This window comes from Kitasatospora sp. NPDC085895, assembly GCF_040702125.1.
In the GTDB taxonomy this organism is placed as follows: domain Bacteria; phylum Actinomycetota; class Actinomycetes; order Streptomycetales; family Streptomycetaceae; genus Kitasatospora; species Kitasatospora arboriphila.
In genome coordinates this window covers 28,042-44,975 of sequence record NZ_JBFBJY010000015.1, presented here as the reverse complement: position 1 = coordinate 44,975, position 16,934 = coordinate 28,042, and the positions used below count along the sequence as shown (strand labels likewise).

Annotated in this window: 13 protein-coding genes and 1 pseudogene; 8 read left to right on the top strand and 6 right to left on the bottom strand. The window is 74.3% G+C overall.

What is annotated here, in order from left to right; translation table 11 throughout:
* Positions 1–130 precede the first annotated feature (130 nt).
* From AB0442_RS12520 to AB0442_RS12510, 3 genes and pseudogenes are all read left to right on the top strand, one after another.
* A complete protein-coding gene (locus AB0442_RS12520; RefSeq protein ID WP_366162485.1) occupies positions 131–1,549 on the top strand; it encodes a hypothetical protein in 1,419 nt (472 codons plus the stop codon).
* Positions 1,550–1,658: 109 nt separating this feature from the next.
* Entirely contained in the window at positions 1,659–2,930 is a 1,272-nt protein-coding gene (locus tag AB0442_RS12515) for a MoxR family ATPase (protein WP_366162484.1), read from the top strand.
* A pseudogene (locus AB0442_RS12510) lies at positions 2,927–4,175 on the top strand (VWA-like domain-containing protein). Before AB0442_RS12515 ends, AB0442_RS12510 begins: the two are co-directional and overlap by 4 nt.
* Positions 4,176–4,224: 49 nt before the next feature.
* Here the strand turns inward: AB0442_RS12510 and AB0442_RS12505 are convergent.
* Positions 4,225–4,596 carry an SgcJ/EcaC family oxidoreductase gene (locus tag AB0442_RS12505; protein WP_366162482.1) on the bottom strand — a complete coding sequence of 124 codons (372 nt, stop codon included), beginning with the start codon at positions 4,594–4,596 and terminating at the stop codon, positions 4,225–4,227.
* Complete coding sequence (locus AB0442_RS12500) at positions 4,593–4,895, bottom strand: muconolactone Delta-isomerase family protein (protein WP_344621747.1); 303 nt, start codon at positions 4,893–4,895, stop codon at positions 4,593–4,595. The genes AB0442_RS12505 and AB0442_RS12500 overlap by 4 nt, the downstream gene beginning before the upstream one ends.
* A 275-nt stretch (positions 4,896–5,170) precedes the next feature.
* On the opposite strand from AB0442_RS12500, the gene pnuC reads away from it, so the two are divergent.
* Together pnuC and AB0442_RS12490 are read left to right on the top strand one after the other, a co-directional pair.
* Positions 5,171–5,839: a nicotinamide riboside transporter PnuC gene (gene pnuC, locus AB0442_RS12495; RefSeq protein ID WP_366162481.1), complete on the top strand. Its 669-nt coding sequence runs from the start codon at positions 5,171–5,173 to the stop codon at positions 5,837–5,839.
* Complete coding sequence (locus AB0442_RS12490) at positions 5,836–6,981, top strand: AAA family ATPase (RefSeq protein WP_366162480.1); 1,146 nt, start codon at positions 5,836–5,838, stop codon at positions 6,979–6,981. Before pnuC ends, AB0442_RS12490 begins: the two co-directional genes overlap by 4 nt.
* A 61-nt stretch (positions 6,982–7,042) precedes the next feature.
* Here the strand turns inward: AB0442_RS12490 and AB0442_RS12485 are convergent, their stop codons facing one another.
* On the bottom strand, positions 7,043–7,462 hold the full coding sequence (locus tag AB0442_RS12485; protein ID WP_344621744.1) for a Fur family transcriptional regulator: 420 nt from the start codon (positions 7,460–7,462) through the stop codon (positions 7,043–7,045).
* A gap of 315 nt (positions 7,463–7,777) precedes the next feature.
* Between AB0442_RS12485 and katG the strand changes: the two genes are divergently transcribed.
* The 3 genes from katG to pntB all read left to right on the top strand — a co-directional run bounded on the left by katG (position 7,778) and on the right by pntB (position 13,284).
* Positions 7,778–10,009 carry a catalase/peroxidase HPI gene (katG, locus tag AB0442_RS12480; protein ID WP_366162478.1) on the top strand — a complete coding sequence of 744 codons (2,232 nt, stop codon included), beginning with the start codon at positions 7,778–7,780 and terminating at the stop codon, positions 10,007–10,009.
* Positions 10,010–10,263: 254 nt separating this feature from the next.
* Positions 10,264–11,826 (top strand): Re/Si-specific NAD(P)(+) transhydrogenase subunit alpha, encoded by a 1,563-nt coding sequence (locus tag AB0442_RS12475; RefSeq protein ID WP_366162477.1) that lies wholly within the window; start codon positions 10,264–10,266, stop codon positions 11,824–11,826.
* A gap of 3 nt (positions 11,827–11,829) precedes the next feature.
* Entirely contained in the window at positions 11,830–13,284 is a 1,455-nt protein-coding gene (gene pntB / locus AB0442_RS12470; protein ID WP_366162476.1) for a Re/Si-specific NAD(P)(+) transhydrogenase subunit beta, read from the top strand.
* 126 nt (positions 13,285–13,410) lie between these two features.
* Here the strand turns inward: pntB and AB0442_RS12465 are convergent, their stop codons facing one another.
* The 3 genes from AB0442_RS12465 to AB0442_RS12455 all read right to left on the bottom strand — a co-directional run bounded on the left by AB0442_RS12465 (position 13,411) and on the right by AB0442_RS12455 (position 16,876).
* On the bottom strand, positions 13,411–14,385 hold the full coding sequence (locus AB0442_RS12465; RefSeq protein ID WP_366162475.1) for a cation diffusion facilitator family transporter: 975 nt from the start codon (positions 14,383–14,385) through the stop codon (positions 13,411–13,413).
* A 110-nt stretch (positions 14,386–14,495) separates the two neighbouring features.
* On the bottom strand, positions 14,496–15,572 hold the full coding sequence (locus tag AB0442_RS12460; RefSeq protein WP_366162473.1) for a membrane dipeptidase: 1,077 nt from the start codon (positions 15,570–15,572) through the stop codon (positions 14,496–14,498).
* The gene (locus tag AB0442_RS12455) at positions 15,569–16,876 is read right to left on the bottom strand and encodes an amidohydrolase family protein (RefSeq protein WP_366162472.1); all 1,308 of its coding nucleotides are present in this window, start codon (positions 16,874–16,876) and stop codon (positions 15,569–15,571) included. Before AB0442_RS12455 ends, AB0442_RS12460 begins: the two co-directional genes overlap by 4 nt.
* Between the last annotated feature and the right edge of the window lie 58 nt (positions 16,877–16,934).

Sequence of the window (16,934 nt, the reverse complement as noted above, 5' to 3'; positions counted from 1 at the left end):
CGACCCCGCCCGCCGCCCGTCGGCGACGGTAAACCGGTGGCCGTGTCGGGCGCCGACGGCTACTGTCCTGCGCGATGACCACTCACTCTGTCGACAGAATGGGGGTCCCGTCCGCGCAAGGTGAGTGCTGATGGGCACTCCCACCGCGGACGGGGACTCCCGTCTCTCCTTCTGGCTGCGCGTGCGCGAGTTCGCCGTGCCGCCCTCCGTGATCGCGACCGCCACCGCCCGCCGGCTCGCCGGCGACTGGGCCGGGGCGTGCGCCGCCGCCGGCGTGGACGTCGATGTCAGTCCGCGTGCCCTGGCACGGACGCACGGCCGCGAGTTCGCGGCGCCGGTCCGTTCCGACCTGCGCCGGCTCGCCCCCGACCTGTTGCGCTGGCACTGGCCGCGGATCGCCCCGACCGGTCTGCTGCGCCCGGGGCTGACCGTCACCCTGGCCCGGTACGGCGGTTCCGGACGCGACCGGGACGGCCCCGTGCACTTGGTCGCCCGGACCCCGCCGGCCTGGGCGGACGGCGGCCAGCGGATCGCCCTCGCACTCTGGGACTCCTCCCGGCCCTCGGCCGGCGCGGGCCTCCATCCGCATCCCCGCCCGCACCGGCGCTTCCGGCTCGACCTGCACCGCCACCTCTGGGACGCGCTGCGGGCCGACGAGTTGCGGGTGCGGTCCGGCGCCGACCTGCTGCCGGGCGACGCCGGCGCCGGCCCGGTCCCGCCGCACACGACGGGGCCCGGCTACCGCTGCGCCGTCGACCGGTGGGCGGAGGAGGCCGCGATCCTGCTGCGCGCCGACGGACGGCCGGACGGCCCGGTCGAGGTGCGGCTCGGGGCCGGGAACCGGCTGTACGTCGGACCGCCCCCGGCCGGGGGCGGGTCGACGGCGGACATGACGGCGGACATCACGGACGTGCGGCCGCGCCGCGCGGGCACGCCGCTGCCGGTGCTGCCCGATGCCGCGACCTGGGTGCTGCCCGACCTGGAGCTCGTCCGAGCCGGGCTGATCGGCGCCGAGCGTCTGCACCCACTGGTCGCCGCGGCCCTGGCACCGGACCCGGGACCGGATCTGTCCCCGGATCTGTCACCGGGCGACGGCTCCGGCGGGCCGGATCCGGCCGTGCGGCCGCGGATCGTGGAGTGCCGGGGCGCCCGGCACCGGATCGGCCTGGTCGACGGCGTCCTGGTGCCGCTCGACCACGACCCGGAGGAGATCCGCCGCGAGGAGCTGCTGGCGGCGCTGACCGGGACTCCGCTGCCCTGTCTGCGGGTCATCGACGAGGTGCACCGCCGACCGGAGTGCCTCGACGACGTCCGGGCACGTCTCGACCACGGCGACACCGTCGGCGCACTGGCCGTGGTGGAGGGTCTGTTGGGGCCCGGGGCGCTACTGCGCGCCGGTGCGCTGCGGGACGAACTCGCCGCGGCCGCCGCGCGGCGGGTCACCCACGGCCTGTTCCGGGCCGGCCTCACCGGAGCGACGAGCGACCCGGCCCACCCCGTCCGCCGCACCGCCGGCCGCGGCCGGCCGCGCCGGGGCCGGGCTCGCTGATCCGACCGCCGGTCGGCCCGTCCCGCATCCCCGGGGCCCTGCACCCAACCGCAGCACCCGGACCGCAGCACCCGAACCCCTGTCCCGCAAACCCTTGAGGTGATCACCCATGCCTGCACGCACACCGTTCGCCCCCACCGCCGCCGACGCCGGGACCGCCGGGCGCTCCCGGCTCGACGTCGCCGGCGAGCTGCTCGCCCTGCTCGGCAGGACCAGCACCGAGCTGCGCCCGAACGCCCAACTGGAGGCGCTGACCCTGACCGTGGCCGCCGACCTGCCCGTCCTGCTGTGGGGCGAGCCGGGAATCGGCAAGACCGCGGCGCTGACCGAGCTCGCCACCGCGCTCGACCTCCCGCTGACCACCGTGATCGCCAGCGTGCACGAGCCGTCCGACTTCTCCGGGCTGCCCGTGGTGGGCGACGATCCGGCCGAGCAGGGCGTGCCGATGGCCCCGCCGGACTGGGCGGTGCGGCTGGTCCGGGCCGGCCGCGGCCTGCTGTTCCTGGACGAGCTGTCGACGGCGCCGCCCGCCGTCCAGGCCGCGCTGCTGCGCCTGGTGCTGGAGCGGCGCATCGGCGCCCTGCAGCTCCCGCCCGGGGTGCGGATCGTGGCCGCCGCCAATCCGCGTTCCTCGGCCGCCGACGGCTGGGAGCTGAGCCCGCCGCTGGCGAACCGGTTCGTCCACCTGGCCTGGACGCACGACCACGAGGTGGTGGTGCGCGGCCTCGGCGGTGTCTGGCCGCGCGCCACCCTGCCCCGGCTCGATCCCGGTCGGCTGCCGGAGGCGGTGGAGCTCGCCCGCCGCGCGGTGTGCGGTCTGCTCTCGGCCCGTCCCGCGCTGGTGCACCGGCTGCCCGGCGACGAGACCCGGCGCGGCGGGGCGTGGCCCTCGCCGCGGAGCTGGGACATGACGCTGCGTCTGCTCGCCTTCGCCACTGCGGCCGGCTCCTCGCGGGAGGTGCTCTCGCTGCTCGTCCGGGGCGCCGTCGGGGACGGCCCCGGCCTGGAACTCCTGGCCGCCCTGGACCGGATGGACCTGCCGGACCCGGAGTCGCTGCTCGCCGATCCGGCCTCGGCCGTGCTGCCCGAACGGGGCGATCTGCGGCAGGCCGCGCTCGACGCCGTGGTGGACGCCGTCCGCCGCCGTCCCGAGCGGTCGCGCTGGGACGCGGCCTGGACCCTGCTGGCCCGCGCCCTGGAGACCGGCGCGCCGGACCTGGTGGTCGTCCCGGCGACCACGCTCGCTGCGTTGCGCCAGGAGGATTGGGACGTGCCCGCGTCCGTCGAACGGCTCGCCGGTGCGGTGTCGCTCTCCCGCCGGGCGGACCGGGCGGCGGACCGGGCGGCGAGGCACCCGGCGGCCGGTACGGTGGCCCGGTGACGCCCGGCGCAGCAAGGTCCCCGGGCCTGGACCTCGACAAGCTGTACGCCGCCCGGCTCCAGGCGGCCCGGGCGCGGCCGTACCTGGCGACGGCACTGTTCGCCCTGCACGTGGTGGAGTCGCGGCAGGTCCCCCACGATGGCGGTCGACCGGCACTGGCGGTGCTACGTCTCGCCTGCGTTCGTGCACCGGACGCCGGTGGAGGAGCTCGCCTCGGTGTGGGTGCACGAGGTGTCGCACCTGCTGCGGGACCACCACGGGCGCAGCGACCGGGTCGCCCGGGAGCGCGGGCTGTCGGGTCGGGCGGAGCGCCTGCGGATGAACATCGCGGCGGACTGCGAGATCAACGACGACGTGTTCGGCGACGGTCTGGTGCGTCCGGAGGGGGCCGTGCTGCCGGCGGCGCTGCGGCTGCCGGAGGGCGGGTTGATGGAGGACTACCTGTGGTTGTTCGGGCTGGGGCCGTTGACGCAGCACCTGGCGTGGCTGGACTGCGGCAGCGGCGCCGACGGTCTGGAGCGCGCGTGGGACCTCGGCCCGGGCGGTGCGCACGGCCTCGCCCCGCACGAGCAGGACGCCGTCCGGTTCCGGGTGGCGGAGGCCGTCAGGGGCCGTCCGGGGGACGCCCCGCAGGGGTGGCGGCGGTGGGCGGAGGAGGTCTTCCATCCGCCGCAGCCCTGGCGGGAGCTGCTGGGGGCCGCGGTCCGCTCGGCGGCGTCCGGGCCGGGCGCGGGCGAGGACTACTCGTACGGGCGGCCGTCGAGGCGGTCGGCCGGGGTGCCGGGTGCGGTGCTGCCGAGTCTGCGCCGCAGACCGCCGCGGGTGTGCGTGGTGGTGGACACCTCGGGGTCGGTGAGCGACGCCGAGTTGGGCAGCGCGCTGCTGGAGGTGGCGGCGATCTCCCGTGCGGTGGGCGGGCGGCGGGACCAGGTCGGCGTGGTGTCGTGCGACGCGGCGGCCGGCGCGGTGCTGCCGCTCTGCCGGGAGGAGGGACTCGCGTTGATCGGCGGTGGCGGCACCGACCTGCGCGAGGGCTTCGCCGCGGCGCTGCGGTCCAGGCCGCGGCCGGACGTGGTGGTGGTCCTGACCGATGGTCAGACCCCGTGGCCGCGGGAGCGGCCCGCCTGCCGCACGGTGGTCGGGCTGTTCCACCGCGAGGGCTCCCGGCGGTCCTGGAACGAGGACGATCCCGACTACGTCCCGGACGCGCCGCCGGCCTGGGCCCGGGTGGTGACCGTGGGCTGAGGCCGGCCGCGGACGGGCGGGGCGGGCGGCCGTCGCGGTGCGCGGGGCGTCAGGGCAGCAGCGACACCTGGTAGTGGCCGATGGACCAGCCGTCGGTCGTCCGGCGGAGCAGGACGCCGAGCTGCACGCTCAGGGTGGGGCGGTCGGTGAAGGCGAAGTCGACGGCGAGCCAACCGAGGAGGAGGCCGTCGGCGGGGCGGCGGGTCTCCAGGATCCGGTAATGGGCGGTCATGCCGAGCGGTTGCGCGCGGTAGTAGTCGGCGATGCCGGTGCGGCCGACGGTGTAGGGGTGCAGGCCCTGGAAGATCGCGTCCTCGGTGAAGCAGGCGGCGACCCGCTCGGGTGCGTGGGCGTCGACGGCGGCCTTCCACCGGTCGAGGACGCCGCGCAGGTCCTGCTCGCCGCCGGGTCCGCCGTTCATCGGGCGGCCCCGGGGCCGGGGTCGTTGGGGTGCGGGGTGAGCGGGGTGACGGTGTCCCGGCGCCAGGCCCGCAACGGCATGGAGGCGAGCAGCTGCTCCAGCTGCTCCGCGTCGGGTGCGTCGAACAGGCCCCAGCTGCGCCACTCCCCCGGTGCCAGCGGCGGTCGCCACAGCCGCACCAGGTGTCCGAGGGCGGCGAGTTCCCGTGCCCGGACGGCCTCCCGTGCCCGCATGTCGGCGACGGCCTCCTCGGACGTGCCGTCGGGGACGGTGGTCACCATGTCGACCAGGAACTCCATCGGCGCCCTCTCCTCCGCATCGCTTCGGAGTATCGGTGCCGCGGCGCACCGGGCCCGGCAGCGACACACCACCGCGGCATCGGCCGGCCCGGCGTCCGGCCGGCCGGCGGCGGCCTCGCCGCCGGCGGGTCAGTGGATCCTCCGGGCGGTGGGCGAACGGTCCGCGCGCAGCGGCGTCGGGGCCCCGGCCCGCCCCCGACCTGCCGGAAGGGCGTTGCGGGATCGACCGGCCACCCCTTATCGTCACCCTGACGCTATTCCTGAAGGGGGAACCCGTGTCCGTCTCCGACACCCTGGCCGACCTGCTCGCACCGCTGAACCACCCACTCTTCCTGCTCGGCCGCGACGCCGTCACCACGGCCGAACTGCTGGGCTTCGCCACCGGCGCGGTCTGCGTCTGGCTGTGCGTCAGGGCCAGCTCCTGGAACTTCCCGGTGGGCATCGCCAACAACCTGTTCTTCTTCGCGCTGTTCTGGAGCGCACGGCTCTACGCCGACGCCGCGCTGCAGATCGTCTTCCTGCTGCTGGCCGCGCACGGCTGGTACCGCTGGCTGCGCGGCGGCGAGCGGCACACCGGGCGGCCGATGGGCCACGCCTCGCCGACCACGCTCCTGGTGCTGGCGGCCCTGCTCGTCCCGGCGACCTGGGGGCTGACCGCCCTGCTCACCCGGGCCGGCGACAGCGCGCCGTTCTGGGACGCCCTCACCACCGCCCTGTCGCTCGCCGCCCAGTGGCTGCTGAACGCCAAGCAGGTGGAGAACTGGTACCTCTGGATCGCCGCCGACCTGGTCTACATCCCGCTGTACGCGGCCAAGGACCTGGTGCTGACCGCCGCGGTGTACGTGCTCTTCCTCGCCCTGTGCGGGGTGGGCCTGCGCAGTTGGCACCGCGAACTCACCGCCGCCGCCCGTCCGGCCGCCGCCCCGGCGGGGGTGCCGGCATGAGCGGCGTCAGGGCCGACGACGGCACGACCGACGGCGGCCGGTTCGCCCACGGTCTGGTGATCGGCAAGTTCTACCCGCCGCACGCCGGCCACCACTTCCTGATCCGTTCGGCGGCGGACGCCTGCGAGCGGGTCACCGTGGTCGTGATGGCGGCGGCGTGCGAGTCGGTGCCGCTGGCCGACCGGGTCGCCTGGATGCGCGAACACTGGGCGGGCGAGCCGCACGTCGCCGTCGCCGGGATCGCCGACGACCTGCCGGTCGACTACGGGAGCGACGAGGTCTGGGCCGGGCACGTCGCGCTGATGCGCGAGGCGGTGGCCGCGGCACCGCCCGCGCCACCGGTGGACGCGGTGTTCAGCTCGGAGCCGTACGGCACCGAACTCGCCCGGCGGTTCGACGCCGCACCGGTGCTGCTGGACGTGCCGCGGGACACCTTCGCCGTGTCCGGCACCGAGGTCCGGGCCGATCCGGTCGGCCACTGGGACGACCTGGAGCCGCCCGTCCGGGCCTGGTTCGCCCGCCGGGTGGTGGTGCTCGGCGCGGAGTCCACCGGCACCACCACGCTCTCCCGCGATCTGGCGGCCGCCCTCCGCGGCCGCGGCGGTCCGCACGCGGCGACCCGCTGGGTACCCGAGTACGGGCGGGAGCTCACGGCCGCGAAGCTCGCGGTGGCGCGCGGCCGCGCCCGGCCCGGCGGTCCGGTGCCGACCGTGTTCGACCTGGAGTGGACGGACGCCGACTTCGAGCTGGTCGGCCGCCGCCAGAACGAGGCCGAGCAGCGCGCGGCCCGCTGCGGCGGGCCGGTGCTGGTCTGCGACACCGACACCCTGGCCACCACGGTCTGGCAGGAGCGCTACCGCGGCCGCGCCACCGAGGCCGTCCACCGGCTCGCCGAGGGGATGCCGCCGCGCGCGCTGTACCTGCTGACCTCGGACGACGGCGTGGCCTTCGACGACGACGGGCTGCGCGACGGCGAGCACCTGCGCCCGTGGATGACCGGCCGGTTCCGCGAGGTGCTGGCGGCCGGAGCGGTGCCGTGGATCGAGCTGCGGGGCGACCGCGTCGAGCGGCTGCGGCGGGCGCTGACGGCCGTGGACGCCCTGCTCGCCGGGGGCTGGGCACTGGGTGAACCGCTGGGGTGAACCGGCCCCGACCGACACCGACTCGCCCGATCGGGTGAATTACTGCCGGGAATCGCCGGGACTACTGCACCTGGGCGCAGCTGGGGCAGAGACCGCGGAAGGTGACCTCCACCCCGGAGAGGGTGAAGCCGTAGCGCTCGCCGTCGGGCAGCGAGGCCAGCGGGTCCCCGGTCGGGTGGACGTCGCGGATGGTGCCGCAGGACTGGCAGACGAGGTGCTGGTGGGCGTGGTGGGCGTTGGGGTCGTACCGCTTCGCCCGCCCGTCGGTGCTGACCTCGATGACCTCGCCGAGCGAGACCAGCTCGCCCAGCGTGTTGTAGACCGTGGCGCGGCTGATCTCGGGCAGCATTTCCACCGCGCGGGCATGGATCTCGTCGGCCGTGTAGTGGATGTGGTCGCCGTCCAGGACCTGGGCGACGACCCGCCGCTGCGCGGTGAGCCGCCAGCCGCGGTTCCGGAGCCGTTCCAACAGGTCACTCATGGGGCGAGGGTACCAGGCGACTGGAATCGGCTGAAGTTTTGTGTCGGCATTGACTTAGACAAGGTCTAATGTAGGGTCGAAATCGGCACTGCTGAACGGAAGAGGACGGCCTGACGTTGCTGCTCGTGGCTGCCCGCCGGACGACGGGGACGGATGCGTCCCGCGCCGGCCGCGGGGCTCCGGTGACCGCGGGCGCGGCCGGTCCGTCGCCCGCCCGGGACGGGATCCCGGTGCCCGGGCCCGCCGGTCCGGGTGCGCGCGCTTCTTCCGGCCGACCCATCTTCGGAACTGATCGTCCAGCTTGGAAGGATTCACATGTCCGAGAACCCTGACGCAATCGTCACCGACGCGAAGACGGAGGGGACCGGCGGTTGCCCGGTGGTGCACGGGCGAGCCCCTCATCCGACCCAGGGCGGCGGCAACCGCCAGTGGTGGCCGAACCGGCTGAACCTGCGGATCCTTGCCAAGAACCCCGCCGAGGCCAACCCCCTCGGTGGGTCCTTCGACTACGCCGCGGCCTTCACCTCGCTCGACCTCGCCGCCGTGAAGCGGGACATCTCCGAGGTGCTGACCACCTCGCAGGACTGGTGGCCGGCCGACTACGGCAACTACGGCCCGTTCATGATCCGGATGGCCTGGCACAGCGCCGGCACCTACCGGATCAGCGACGGCCGCGGCGGCGCGGGCGCCGGCCAGCAGCGCTTCGCCCCGCTCAACAGCTGGCCGGACAACGCCAACCTCGACAAGGCCCGCCGCCTGCTGTGGCCGGTCAAGAAGAAGTACGGCCAGAAGATCTCCTGGGCCGACCTGATGATCCTGGCCGGCAACGTCGCCCTGGAGGACATGGGCTTCACCACCTTCGGCTTCGGCGGCGGCCGCGAGGACGTCTGGGAGCCGGAGGAGGACGTCTACTGGGGTCCCGAGCAGACCTGGCTCGGCGACGAGCGCTACTCCGGCGACCGCAACCTGGAGAACCCGCTCGGCGCCGTCCAGATGGGCCTCATCTACGTCAACCCGGAGGGCCCGAACGGCACCCCGGACCCGATCGCCGCGGCCCGCGACATCCGCGAGACGTTCCGCCGGATGGCGATGAACGACGAGGAGACCGTCGCCCTGATCGCCGGCGGCCACACCTTCGGCAAGACCCACGGCGCCGGCCCGGCGGACAGCGTCGGCGCCGACCCCGAGGACGCTCCGCTGGAGCAGCAGGGCCTCGGCTGGCGCAGCACCCACGGCACCGGCAAGGGCGGCGACGCGATCACCAGCGGCCTCGAGGGCGCCTGGACGCCCACCCCGGTCACCTGGGACAACAGCTTCTTCGAGACCCTCTTCGGCCACGAGTGGGAGCTCACCAAGAGCCCCGCCGGCGCCCACCAGTGGAAGCCGAAGGACGGCGGCGGCGCGGGCACCGTCCCCGACGCGCACGACCCGTCGAAGACGCACGCCCCCACGATGCTCACCACCGACCTCTCGCTGCGCCTCGACCCGGTCTACGAGCCCATCTCGCGCCGCTTCCTGGAGGACCCGGCGGCCTTCGCCGACGCCTTCGCCCGCGCCTGGTACAAGCTCACCCACCGCGACATGGGCCCGGTGGTGCGCTACCTCGGCCCCGAGGTGCCCTCCGAGGTGCTGCTCTGGCAGGACCCGGTGCCCGCCGTGTCCCACCCGCTGGTCGGCGCCGCGGAGATCGCCGCGCTCAAGGACGACATCGCCGGCTCCGGCCTGACGGTCGGCCAGCTGGTCTCCACCGCCTGGGCGGCCGCCTCCTCCTTCCGCGGCAGCGACAAGCGCGGCGGCGCCAACGGCGCCCGGATCCGCCTGGAGCCTCAGCGCAGCTGGGAGGCGAACGACCCCGACCGGCTGGCGCCGGTGCTGCGCACCCTGGAGGGCATCCGGACGTCCTTCAACGAGGCCCGCCCGGGCGGCGCGCAGGTCTCCCTCGCCGACCTGATCGTCCTCGCCGGCGGCGTCGGCGTCGAGCAGGCCGCGAAGAAGGCCGGCTTCGCCGTCGAGGTGCCGTTCGCGCCGGGGCGCACCGACGCCTCGCAGGAGCAGACCGACACCGAGTCGTTCGCCGCGCTCGAACCGACCGCCGACGGCTTCCGCAACTACCACGGGAAGGGCAACCGGCTGCCGGCCGAGTTCCTGCTGCTCGACCGGGCGAACCTGCTCACCCTGACCGCCCCCGAGATGACGGCGCTGGTCGGCGGTCTGCGGGTGCTGGGCGCCAACCACCAGGACTCGCCGCACGGCGTCCTGACGAAGACGCCGGGCTCGCTCACCAACGACTTCTTCGTCAACCTGCTCGACCTCGGCACGACCTGGCAGGCCACCTCCGAGGACGCGCACACCTTCGAGGGCCGGGACGCCGCGACCGGCGCCGTCCGCTGGACGGGCACCCGCGCCGACCTCGTCTTCGGTTCCAACTCCGAACTGCGGGCGCTCGCCGAGGTCTACGCGAGCGACGACGCGAAGCAGAAGTTCGTCGACGACTTCGTCGCCGCCTGGGTGAAGGTGATGAACCTGGACCGGTTCGATCTCGCGTAGCCGGCACCGACGGTCGGTGTCCGACCCGACCTCAGAACACCGGTCCCGGCGCTCCGCCGGGACCGGTGTTTGCTGTTCCGGGGCCTGATGTCCACGTGAGGAAGGTCACCGGAGGGGCCGTCGTCACGGCCTGTGGCAGGGGTGTACGTTCCTGCGACCAGGGGTGCGGGCTCCCCCAGATCGCAGAATCCTGGCAACGGCCGACCGCGGAAGACCCGCCGCCGGCCGCGCCTCCGACAAGGGAGACAGGTGTCATGTCTGCTCACGAACCGGCCAACCCTCCACCGCAGCGCCTGGGCGTCGTGGCGGAGTCGGCCTCCGGGGAAACCCGGGTCGCGGCAACACCGGCCACGGTGCGTCAGCTGCTGGCCCTGGGCTACGAGGTCGTCGTCGAGTCCGGGGCCGGTTCGGCCTCCGGGTTCACCGACGACGCCTACCGCGACGCGGGTGCGCAGGTCGGCGAGGCCTGGCACGCGGACGTCGTGCTGAAGGTCAACGCGCCCTCCGCCGAGGAGGTCGCCCGGCTGAACGACGGCGCGACCCTGGTCGGCCTGCTCGGCCCCAACCAGAACAAGGAACTCGTCGACCTGCTGGCGCAGCGTCCGGTGACCGCACTGGCCCTGGACGCGGTGCCGCGCATCTCGCGCGCGCAGTCGATGGACGTGCTCAGCTCGATGGCGAACATCGCCGGCTACCGGGCGGTCATCGAGGCCGCGCACGTCTTCGGCCGGTTCTTCACCGGCCAGGTCACCGCGGCCGGCAAGGTGCCGCCGGCGAAGGTGCTGGTCGCCGGCGCCGGTGTGGCCGGCCTCGCCGCGATCGGCGCGGCCAGCAGTCTCGGCGCGGTCGTCCGGGCCACCGACCCGCGGCCCGAGGTCGCCGACCAGGTCCGCTCGCTCGGCGGCGAGTTCCTCGCGGTCGACGTGGAGCAGGAGCGCAGCACCGACGGCTACGCCAAGGCCACCTCGGAGGACTACGACCGGGCGGCCGCGGCGCTCTACCACGAGCAGGCCGCGGACGTGGACATCATCATCACCACGGCGCTCATCCCGGGCCGTCCGGCGCCGCGGCTGATCACCGCCGAGGACGTCGCGGCGATGCGCCCGGGCAGCGTGGTCGTCGACATGGCGGCCGCGCAGGGCGGCAACGTCGAGGGCACGGTGGCCGGCCGGGTGGTGGTCACCGACAACGGGGTCACCCTGATCGGCTACACCGACCTCGCCTCGCGGCTGCCGGCCCAGGCCTCGCAGCTGTTCGGCACCAACCTGGTCAACCTGCTGAAGCTGCTCACGCCCGGCAAGGACGGCCGGCTGTCGCTGGACTTCGAGGACGTCGTCCAGCGCTCGGTGACGGTCGTCCGCGAGGGCGAACTGACCTGGCCGGCGCCGCCCGTCCAGGTCTCGGCGGCACCGGCCGCCGCCGCGCCGACCGCCCCCGCGGCCCCGGTCGCCGCCAAGCCGTCCGGCCTCTCGGTGCGGGCGCGCCTCGGCCTGGTCGGGCTCGGCATGCTCGCGATGTTCCTGCTGGTCGCCTTCGCCCCGGCCCAACTGGCCGAGAACTTCACGGTGTTCACGCTCGCCGTGGTGATCGGCTACTACGTGATCGGCAAGGTGCACCACGCCCTGCACACGCCGCTGATGTCGGTGACCAACGCGATCTCCGGCATCGTCGTGATCGGCGCGCTGCTGCAGATCGGGCGCGAGAACGCGGTGGTCACCGTGCTGTCCGCGGTGGCGATTCTGCTGACCAGCGTCAACATCTTCGGCGGATTCGCCGTCACCCGCCGGATGCTCGGCATGTTCTCGAAGGGCCGATGACCGATGACGTACACGACGGCCGCCCACGCCGCGGACCTGGTCGCCGCACTGCTGTTCATCCTCAGCCTCGCCGGGCTCTCCCAGCACCGGACCTCGCGGGCCGGTGTCGCCTACGGCATCGCCGGCATGGCGCTCGCGCTCGTGGCCACCGTGGTGGTCGCGGCGCACGACATCTCCGCGGGCGCGGTCTCGCTGATCGTGGTCACCATGGCCGCGGGCGGCGCGATCGGCCTGTGGCGGGCCCGCCGGGTCGAGATGACCCAGATGCCCGAGCTGATCGCCGTGCTGCACAGCTTCGTCGGCCTGGCCGCGGTGCTGGTCGGCTGGAACAGCTACCTGGAGGTCGAGCGGCACGGCACCGCGCAGACCCTGGTCGGCTCGGACCTGCTGCGCATCCACCACGCCGAGGTGTTCATCGGCATCTTCATCGGCGCGGTCACCTTCACCGGCTCGATCGTCGCCTACCTGAAGCTGTCGGCGCGGATCAAGTCGAGCCCGCTGATGCTGCCGGGCAAGAACGCGCTCAACGTGGCGGCGCTGGTGGCGTTCGCGGCGCTGACGGTGTGGTTCACGATCAGCCCGAGCCTCGGCCTGATGATCGCGGTGACGGTGCTGGCGCTGCTGCTGGGCTGGCACCTGGTCGCCTCGATCGGCGGCGGCGACATGCCCGTGGTGGTCTCCATGCTGAACAGCTACTCGGGCTGGGCGGCGGCGGCGGCGGGCTTCCTGCTGAACAACAACCTGCTGATCGTCACCGGTGCGCTGGTCGGCTCCTCCGGCGCCTACCTGTCGTACATCATGTGCAAGGCGATGAACCGGTCCTTCATCTCCGTCATCGCCGGCGGCTTCGGCATCGAGGCGCCCGCCGCGCAGGACGCGGAGCAGGGCGAGCACCGCGAGAGCAGCGCGCAGGACACCGCGCAGATGCTCGCCGAGGCCGACTCGGTGATCATCACGCCGGGCTACGGCATGGCCGTCGCCCAGGCCCAGCACCCGGTCGCCGAGCTGACCCGGGTGCTGCGCGAGCGCGGCGTCGAGGTCCGCTTCGGCGTCCACCCGGTGGCGGGCCGCCTGCCCGGGCACATGAACGTGCTGCTGGCCGAGGCCCGCGTGCCGTACGACATCGTGCTGGAGATGGACGAGATCAACGAGGACTTCGCCGACACGTCGGTCGTCCTGGTCATCGGCGCCAACGACACCGTCAACCCGGCGGCGACGGAGGACCCGACCAGCCCGATCGCGGGCATGCCGGTGCTGCGGGTGTGGGAGGCGGGCCACGTGGTCGTCTTCAAGCGGTCGATGGCGTCCGGCTACGCGGGCGTGCAGAACCCGCTGTTCTTCCGCGAGAACAGCAGCATGCTCTTCGGCGACGCCAAGCAGAGCGTGGAGGCCATCCTCCAGGCCCTCAACACCCTCGACCCCTCCCCCGGCGACCGCCGCACCAAGGCTGCCGCCTAGAACCGGGGCCGGCGCTCAAGGGGCAGCACCCCGGGGGCGCGGGGAACTGCGCAATTCGGATGCGGGCCGGTCTTCGGACCAAGGCCCGGCCCGGTGCGGTTCCCCGCGCCCCTTCGGTCAGTCCCCCTACAGCTCCTTGGTACGGCCCGGGGTCGGGTCGAGGTAGACCCGGGCGACCGCCGGGTGGGCGGCGCGGATCGCCATCTCGGCCTCCTCGCAGGCGCGTTCCACGTCCCGTGCGGTGGCGGGCTCCTCGAAGGCGACCTTCGCCGCGACCAGGACGTCCTGCGGTCCGCTGACCAGGGTGACCAGGTCGACCACCTGTCGCACCTGCGGCTGTCCGCGCAGCGTCTCGGCGATCCTGTCCTCCGCGCTCTGCGGCAGCGCCCGGCCGATCAGCAGCGAGCCGTTGGCGCGGGCCAGCACCACCGCCACCCAGGCCAGCAGTGCCCCGATCAGCAGCGAGGCGACGCCGTCCCACGCCGAGTCGCCGGTCCATTCGGTGCCGAGGACTCCGCCGAAGGCCAGCACGAGGCCGATCAGCGCGGCCACGTCCTCCAGGAAGACCGCCTTGACGGCGGTGTCGGGGGTGCCGCGCAGGTAGCGGCGGCCGGTCACCCCGAGCCTGCCGGCCTCGCCGCGGACCTGGCGGACCGTCCGGGAGAGCGACACCGACTCGAGGACGAAGGCGACGGCCAGCACGATGTAGGAGGCGGTCGGGCTGCCGAGTTCCTCGCCGTGCAGCAGGGTGCGGACCCCGTCGGTGATCGAGAAGACGGCGCCGCCGATGAAGGTCGCGAACGAGGCGAGCAGCGCCCACACGTACCGCTCCCGGCCGTACCCGAAGGGGTGGGTGTCGTCGGCGGGGCGGGTGCTGCGTTTGAGGCTGAGGAAGAGCAGCACCTCGGTGACGGTGTCGGCGAGCGAGTGCGCGGCCTCCGCGAGCATGGCGCCGGAGCCGCTGACCAGGCCGGCGAGCGCCTTGGCCACGGCGATGCCGAGGTTGCACAGGCCGGCGACGACCACCGTGACGGTGCTCTCGGTGGTGTCGCCGGCCTGCGGTGCGCCGGCCTCCACGGGATGGTCGGTTCGGGGGTCCACAGCAGGCAGTATGTCCGACATGACCCACTGTGTGCCCGGTCCCGGGCCCACCATGCGCCTCGTGGCGGTCGACGGTCACGGATCTGCGGGCGCGTGGGGTGCTGCCGGTCCTAGGCGGGAGCCCAGACGCGTTCGGCGTGGTCGACGAAGTTGCGGCCGAGGATCTTCTCGATCCGCTCCGAGCGGTAGCCGCGCCGTTCGAGCAGCCGGGCCAGGTCGCGGAACTGGTCGACGCCGCGGAGGTCCTCGACGAACGGCAGGGTGTCGGCCCGTTCGCCGGCCGCGCCGACGCCGCTCGCGCGCCGCAGTTCGACGTGCTCGGCGAGGGCGGCCCGGTAGGCGTCGAGGTCGTCGATCGGGGTGATCGCTCCGTCGGTGCCGATGCCGACGGCGTCCTCGCCGCAGACGTTCACGGCGTGGTGGATGTGCTCGACGACGTCCGCGGCGGTGGCGTGGCCGGTCGGGCTGAGGAAGGGCATGAAGTAGATGCCGACGAAGCCGCCGCGGTCGGCGACCAGCCGCAGTTCCTCGTCGGTCTTGTTGCGCGGCAGGTCGACCAGGGCGCGGCAGCCGGTGTGGTTGATCGAGACGGGCTGCCGGGAGGCCCGGGCGGCGTCCAGGCAGGTGCGTTCGCCGCTGTGCGAGAGGTCGACCATCAGCCGGCTGTCGTTGAGCGCCTCGACGACCCGGTGGCCGAGCGGGGTGAGTCCGCGGTTCTCCGGCGCCATGGAGCCGTCGCGGAGCTGGTTGGCCTGGTTGTACGTCAGCTGGACGACGCGCACTCCGCGGTCGGCGAACACCCGGACGCGGTCGGGGTCGTCGCCGACGGCCACCGCGTTCTGGAAGCCGTAGACGATGCCGATCCTCCGCTCCCGGGCGGCCCGGTGGAGGTCGGCGGCGGTGCGGACCTTGAGCAGGTCGGCGGGGTTGGCGCGGACGATCGCGTCCCAGACGTCGATCTCCTCCAGGGTGTGCTCGTAGGGCGGGAGGTCGCCCATGGTGTAGCCGAGGGTGATGTTGACGGCGGTCAGGCCGGAGGCGTGGGCGTCGGCCAGGGCGCGGGCGTCCACGGTGAGCTGGGAGCTGGACGGGTTGAGTTCGGCGGCGGCCTCGGCGGACCGGGGCGCGTTGGGGTTGTCCAGCTGGCCGAGCGCGTTGACGACCGGCGGGAACGGGGAGTCGGTCATCGGCCCGCCTCGAAGTCGGCGCGGGCGTGGCGGCGGCCCCGCTTGACGGTCAGGTGCACGGTGCGCAGGTGCTTGACGTCCTGCAGCGGGTCCTCGTCGAAGACCGCGAAGTCGGCGAGCCGGCCGGCCTCGACGGTGCCGCGCAGCTGCTGCGCACCGGCGCTGCGGGCGCCGACGGCGGTGGCGGAACGCAGCGCGTCCTCGGGGGTGAGGCCGCAGCGGTCGACGAGGAAGGCGAGTTCCTCGTGGAGGGCGGGGAAGGGGTCGTCCGGCGGGGTCTCGTAGTCGGTTCCGGTGGCGATCGGGACGCCCGCGCGGTGCGCCTGGGCGGTGAGTGCGGCGGCGAGGTCGCTGTTCCGCCGGGCGCGTTCGGCGGCCTCGGGTCCGCCGCCGGTCATCTCCGCGCTGGCCCAGAGCGCGGCGGTGGCGTCGAGGACGGTGCCGGTGCGGCGCATCAGGGCGAACAGCTCGGCGAGCACCGGGTCGTCGCCGGCGGCGAGGCGGGCGTGGTCGATCGGCGGCTTGTCGCGGTAGGTCGTCAGGGGCCGGGTGGCGCAGGCGTGGGCGAGCAGGGTGACGTGGGAGACGGTGTCGACGCCGGCCTCGACGACCTCGCGCGGGCCGGCCGGGAAGACGGCGGCGTGTGCCCAGACGGGGATGGACTGGCGGTGGGCCTCGGCGGTGATCGCGGCGACCGCGGCGGCGTCGAGGTCGGCGTAGACCTTGATCGCGGAGGCGTGGGTGCCGCGGGCGAGGGCGACGGCGATCCGCAGGTCGGTGTCGGGGGTGACGGCCTGCATCCAGGGGACCTGGCCGGCGACGGCACCGCGGGTGACCTGGTGGGTGCGGACGTCGTCGAAGAAGGAGGGCCCGGCCATCAGGGCGGCGTAGTGGATGTCGGGGCCGGGGATCTCGCCGACCAGGGTGGCGCGGGCGAGGTCGCCGATCTGGCGGACGTCGTCGGCCATGTCGCGGATCGCGGTGACGCCGCTGTGCACCAGGCGGCGCAGCACGGCCTCGGCGCGGGGCCGGTCGGGCGGGGTGGCGAGGTGCTGGTGGGCGTCGATCAGGCCGGGGGTGACGTGGCGGCCGTCGAGGTCGACGGTCTCGGCGCCGTCCGGGAGCACGGCCGCCAGCTCGGTCTCGTCGACGACGTGCCGGATGCGTTCGCCGTCCACCACGATCGCGGCCCGGCGGGGCGGGCGGTCCGTCCCGTCGAAGACGGTGGCTCCGCGGTACACGGTGACGGCGCCGGGCGCGGGCGGCGCGTAGGGGGTGGGTGCGCCGTGGGACTCGTCCGGCATCCGTCACCTCTCACTCATCTGTTGCATCAGGCGCAACATGTGTATTGTCTGCGGAAAC

Coding starts and splice junctions, on each gene's coding strand:
- AB0442_RS12505 (WP_366162482.1), bottom strand. CDS start 4,596: ATGAACGGCGGACCCGGCGGCGAGCAGGACCTGCGCGGCGTCCTCGAC.
- pntB (WP_366162476.1), top strand. CDS start 11,830: ATGACGTACACGACGGCCGCCCACGCCGCGGACCTGGTCGCCGCACTG.
- AB0442_RS12515 (WP_366162484.1), top strand. CDS start 1,659: ATGCCTGCACGCACACCGTTCGCCCCCACCGCCGCCGACGCCGGGACC.
- AB0442_RS12490 (WP_366162480.1), top strand. CDS start 5,836: ATGAGCGGCGTCAGGGCCGACGACGGCACGACCGACGGCGGCCGGTTC.
- AB0442_RS12455 (WP_366162472.1), bottom strand. CDS start 16,876: ATGCCGGACGAGTCCCACGGCGCACCCACCCCCTACGCGCCGCCCGCG.
- AB0442_RS12500 (WP_344621747.1), bottom strand. CDS start 4,895: ATGGAGTTCCTGGTCGACATGGTGACCACCGTCCCCGACGGCACGTCC.
- AB0442_RS12520 (WP_366162485.1), top strand. CDS start 131: ATGGGCACTCCCACCGCGGACGGGGACTCCCGTCTCTCCTTCTGGCTG.
- AB0442_RS12460 (WP_366162473.1), bottom strand. CDS start 15,572: ATGACCGACTCCCCGTTCCCGCCGGTCGTCAACGCGCTCGGCCAGCTG.
- AB0442_RS12475 (WP_366162477.1), top strand. CDS start 10,264: ATGTCTGCTCACGAACCGGCCAACCCTCCACCGCAGCGCCTGGGCGTC.
- katG (WP_366162478.1), top strand. CDS start 7,778: ATGTCCGAGAACCCTGACGCAATCGTCACCGACGCGAAGACGGAGGGG.
- AB0442_RS12485 (WP_344621744.1), bottom strand. CDS start 7,462: ATGAGTGACCTGTTGGAACGGCTCCGGAACCGCGGCTGGCGGCTCACC.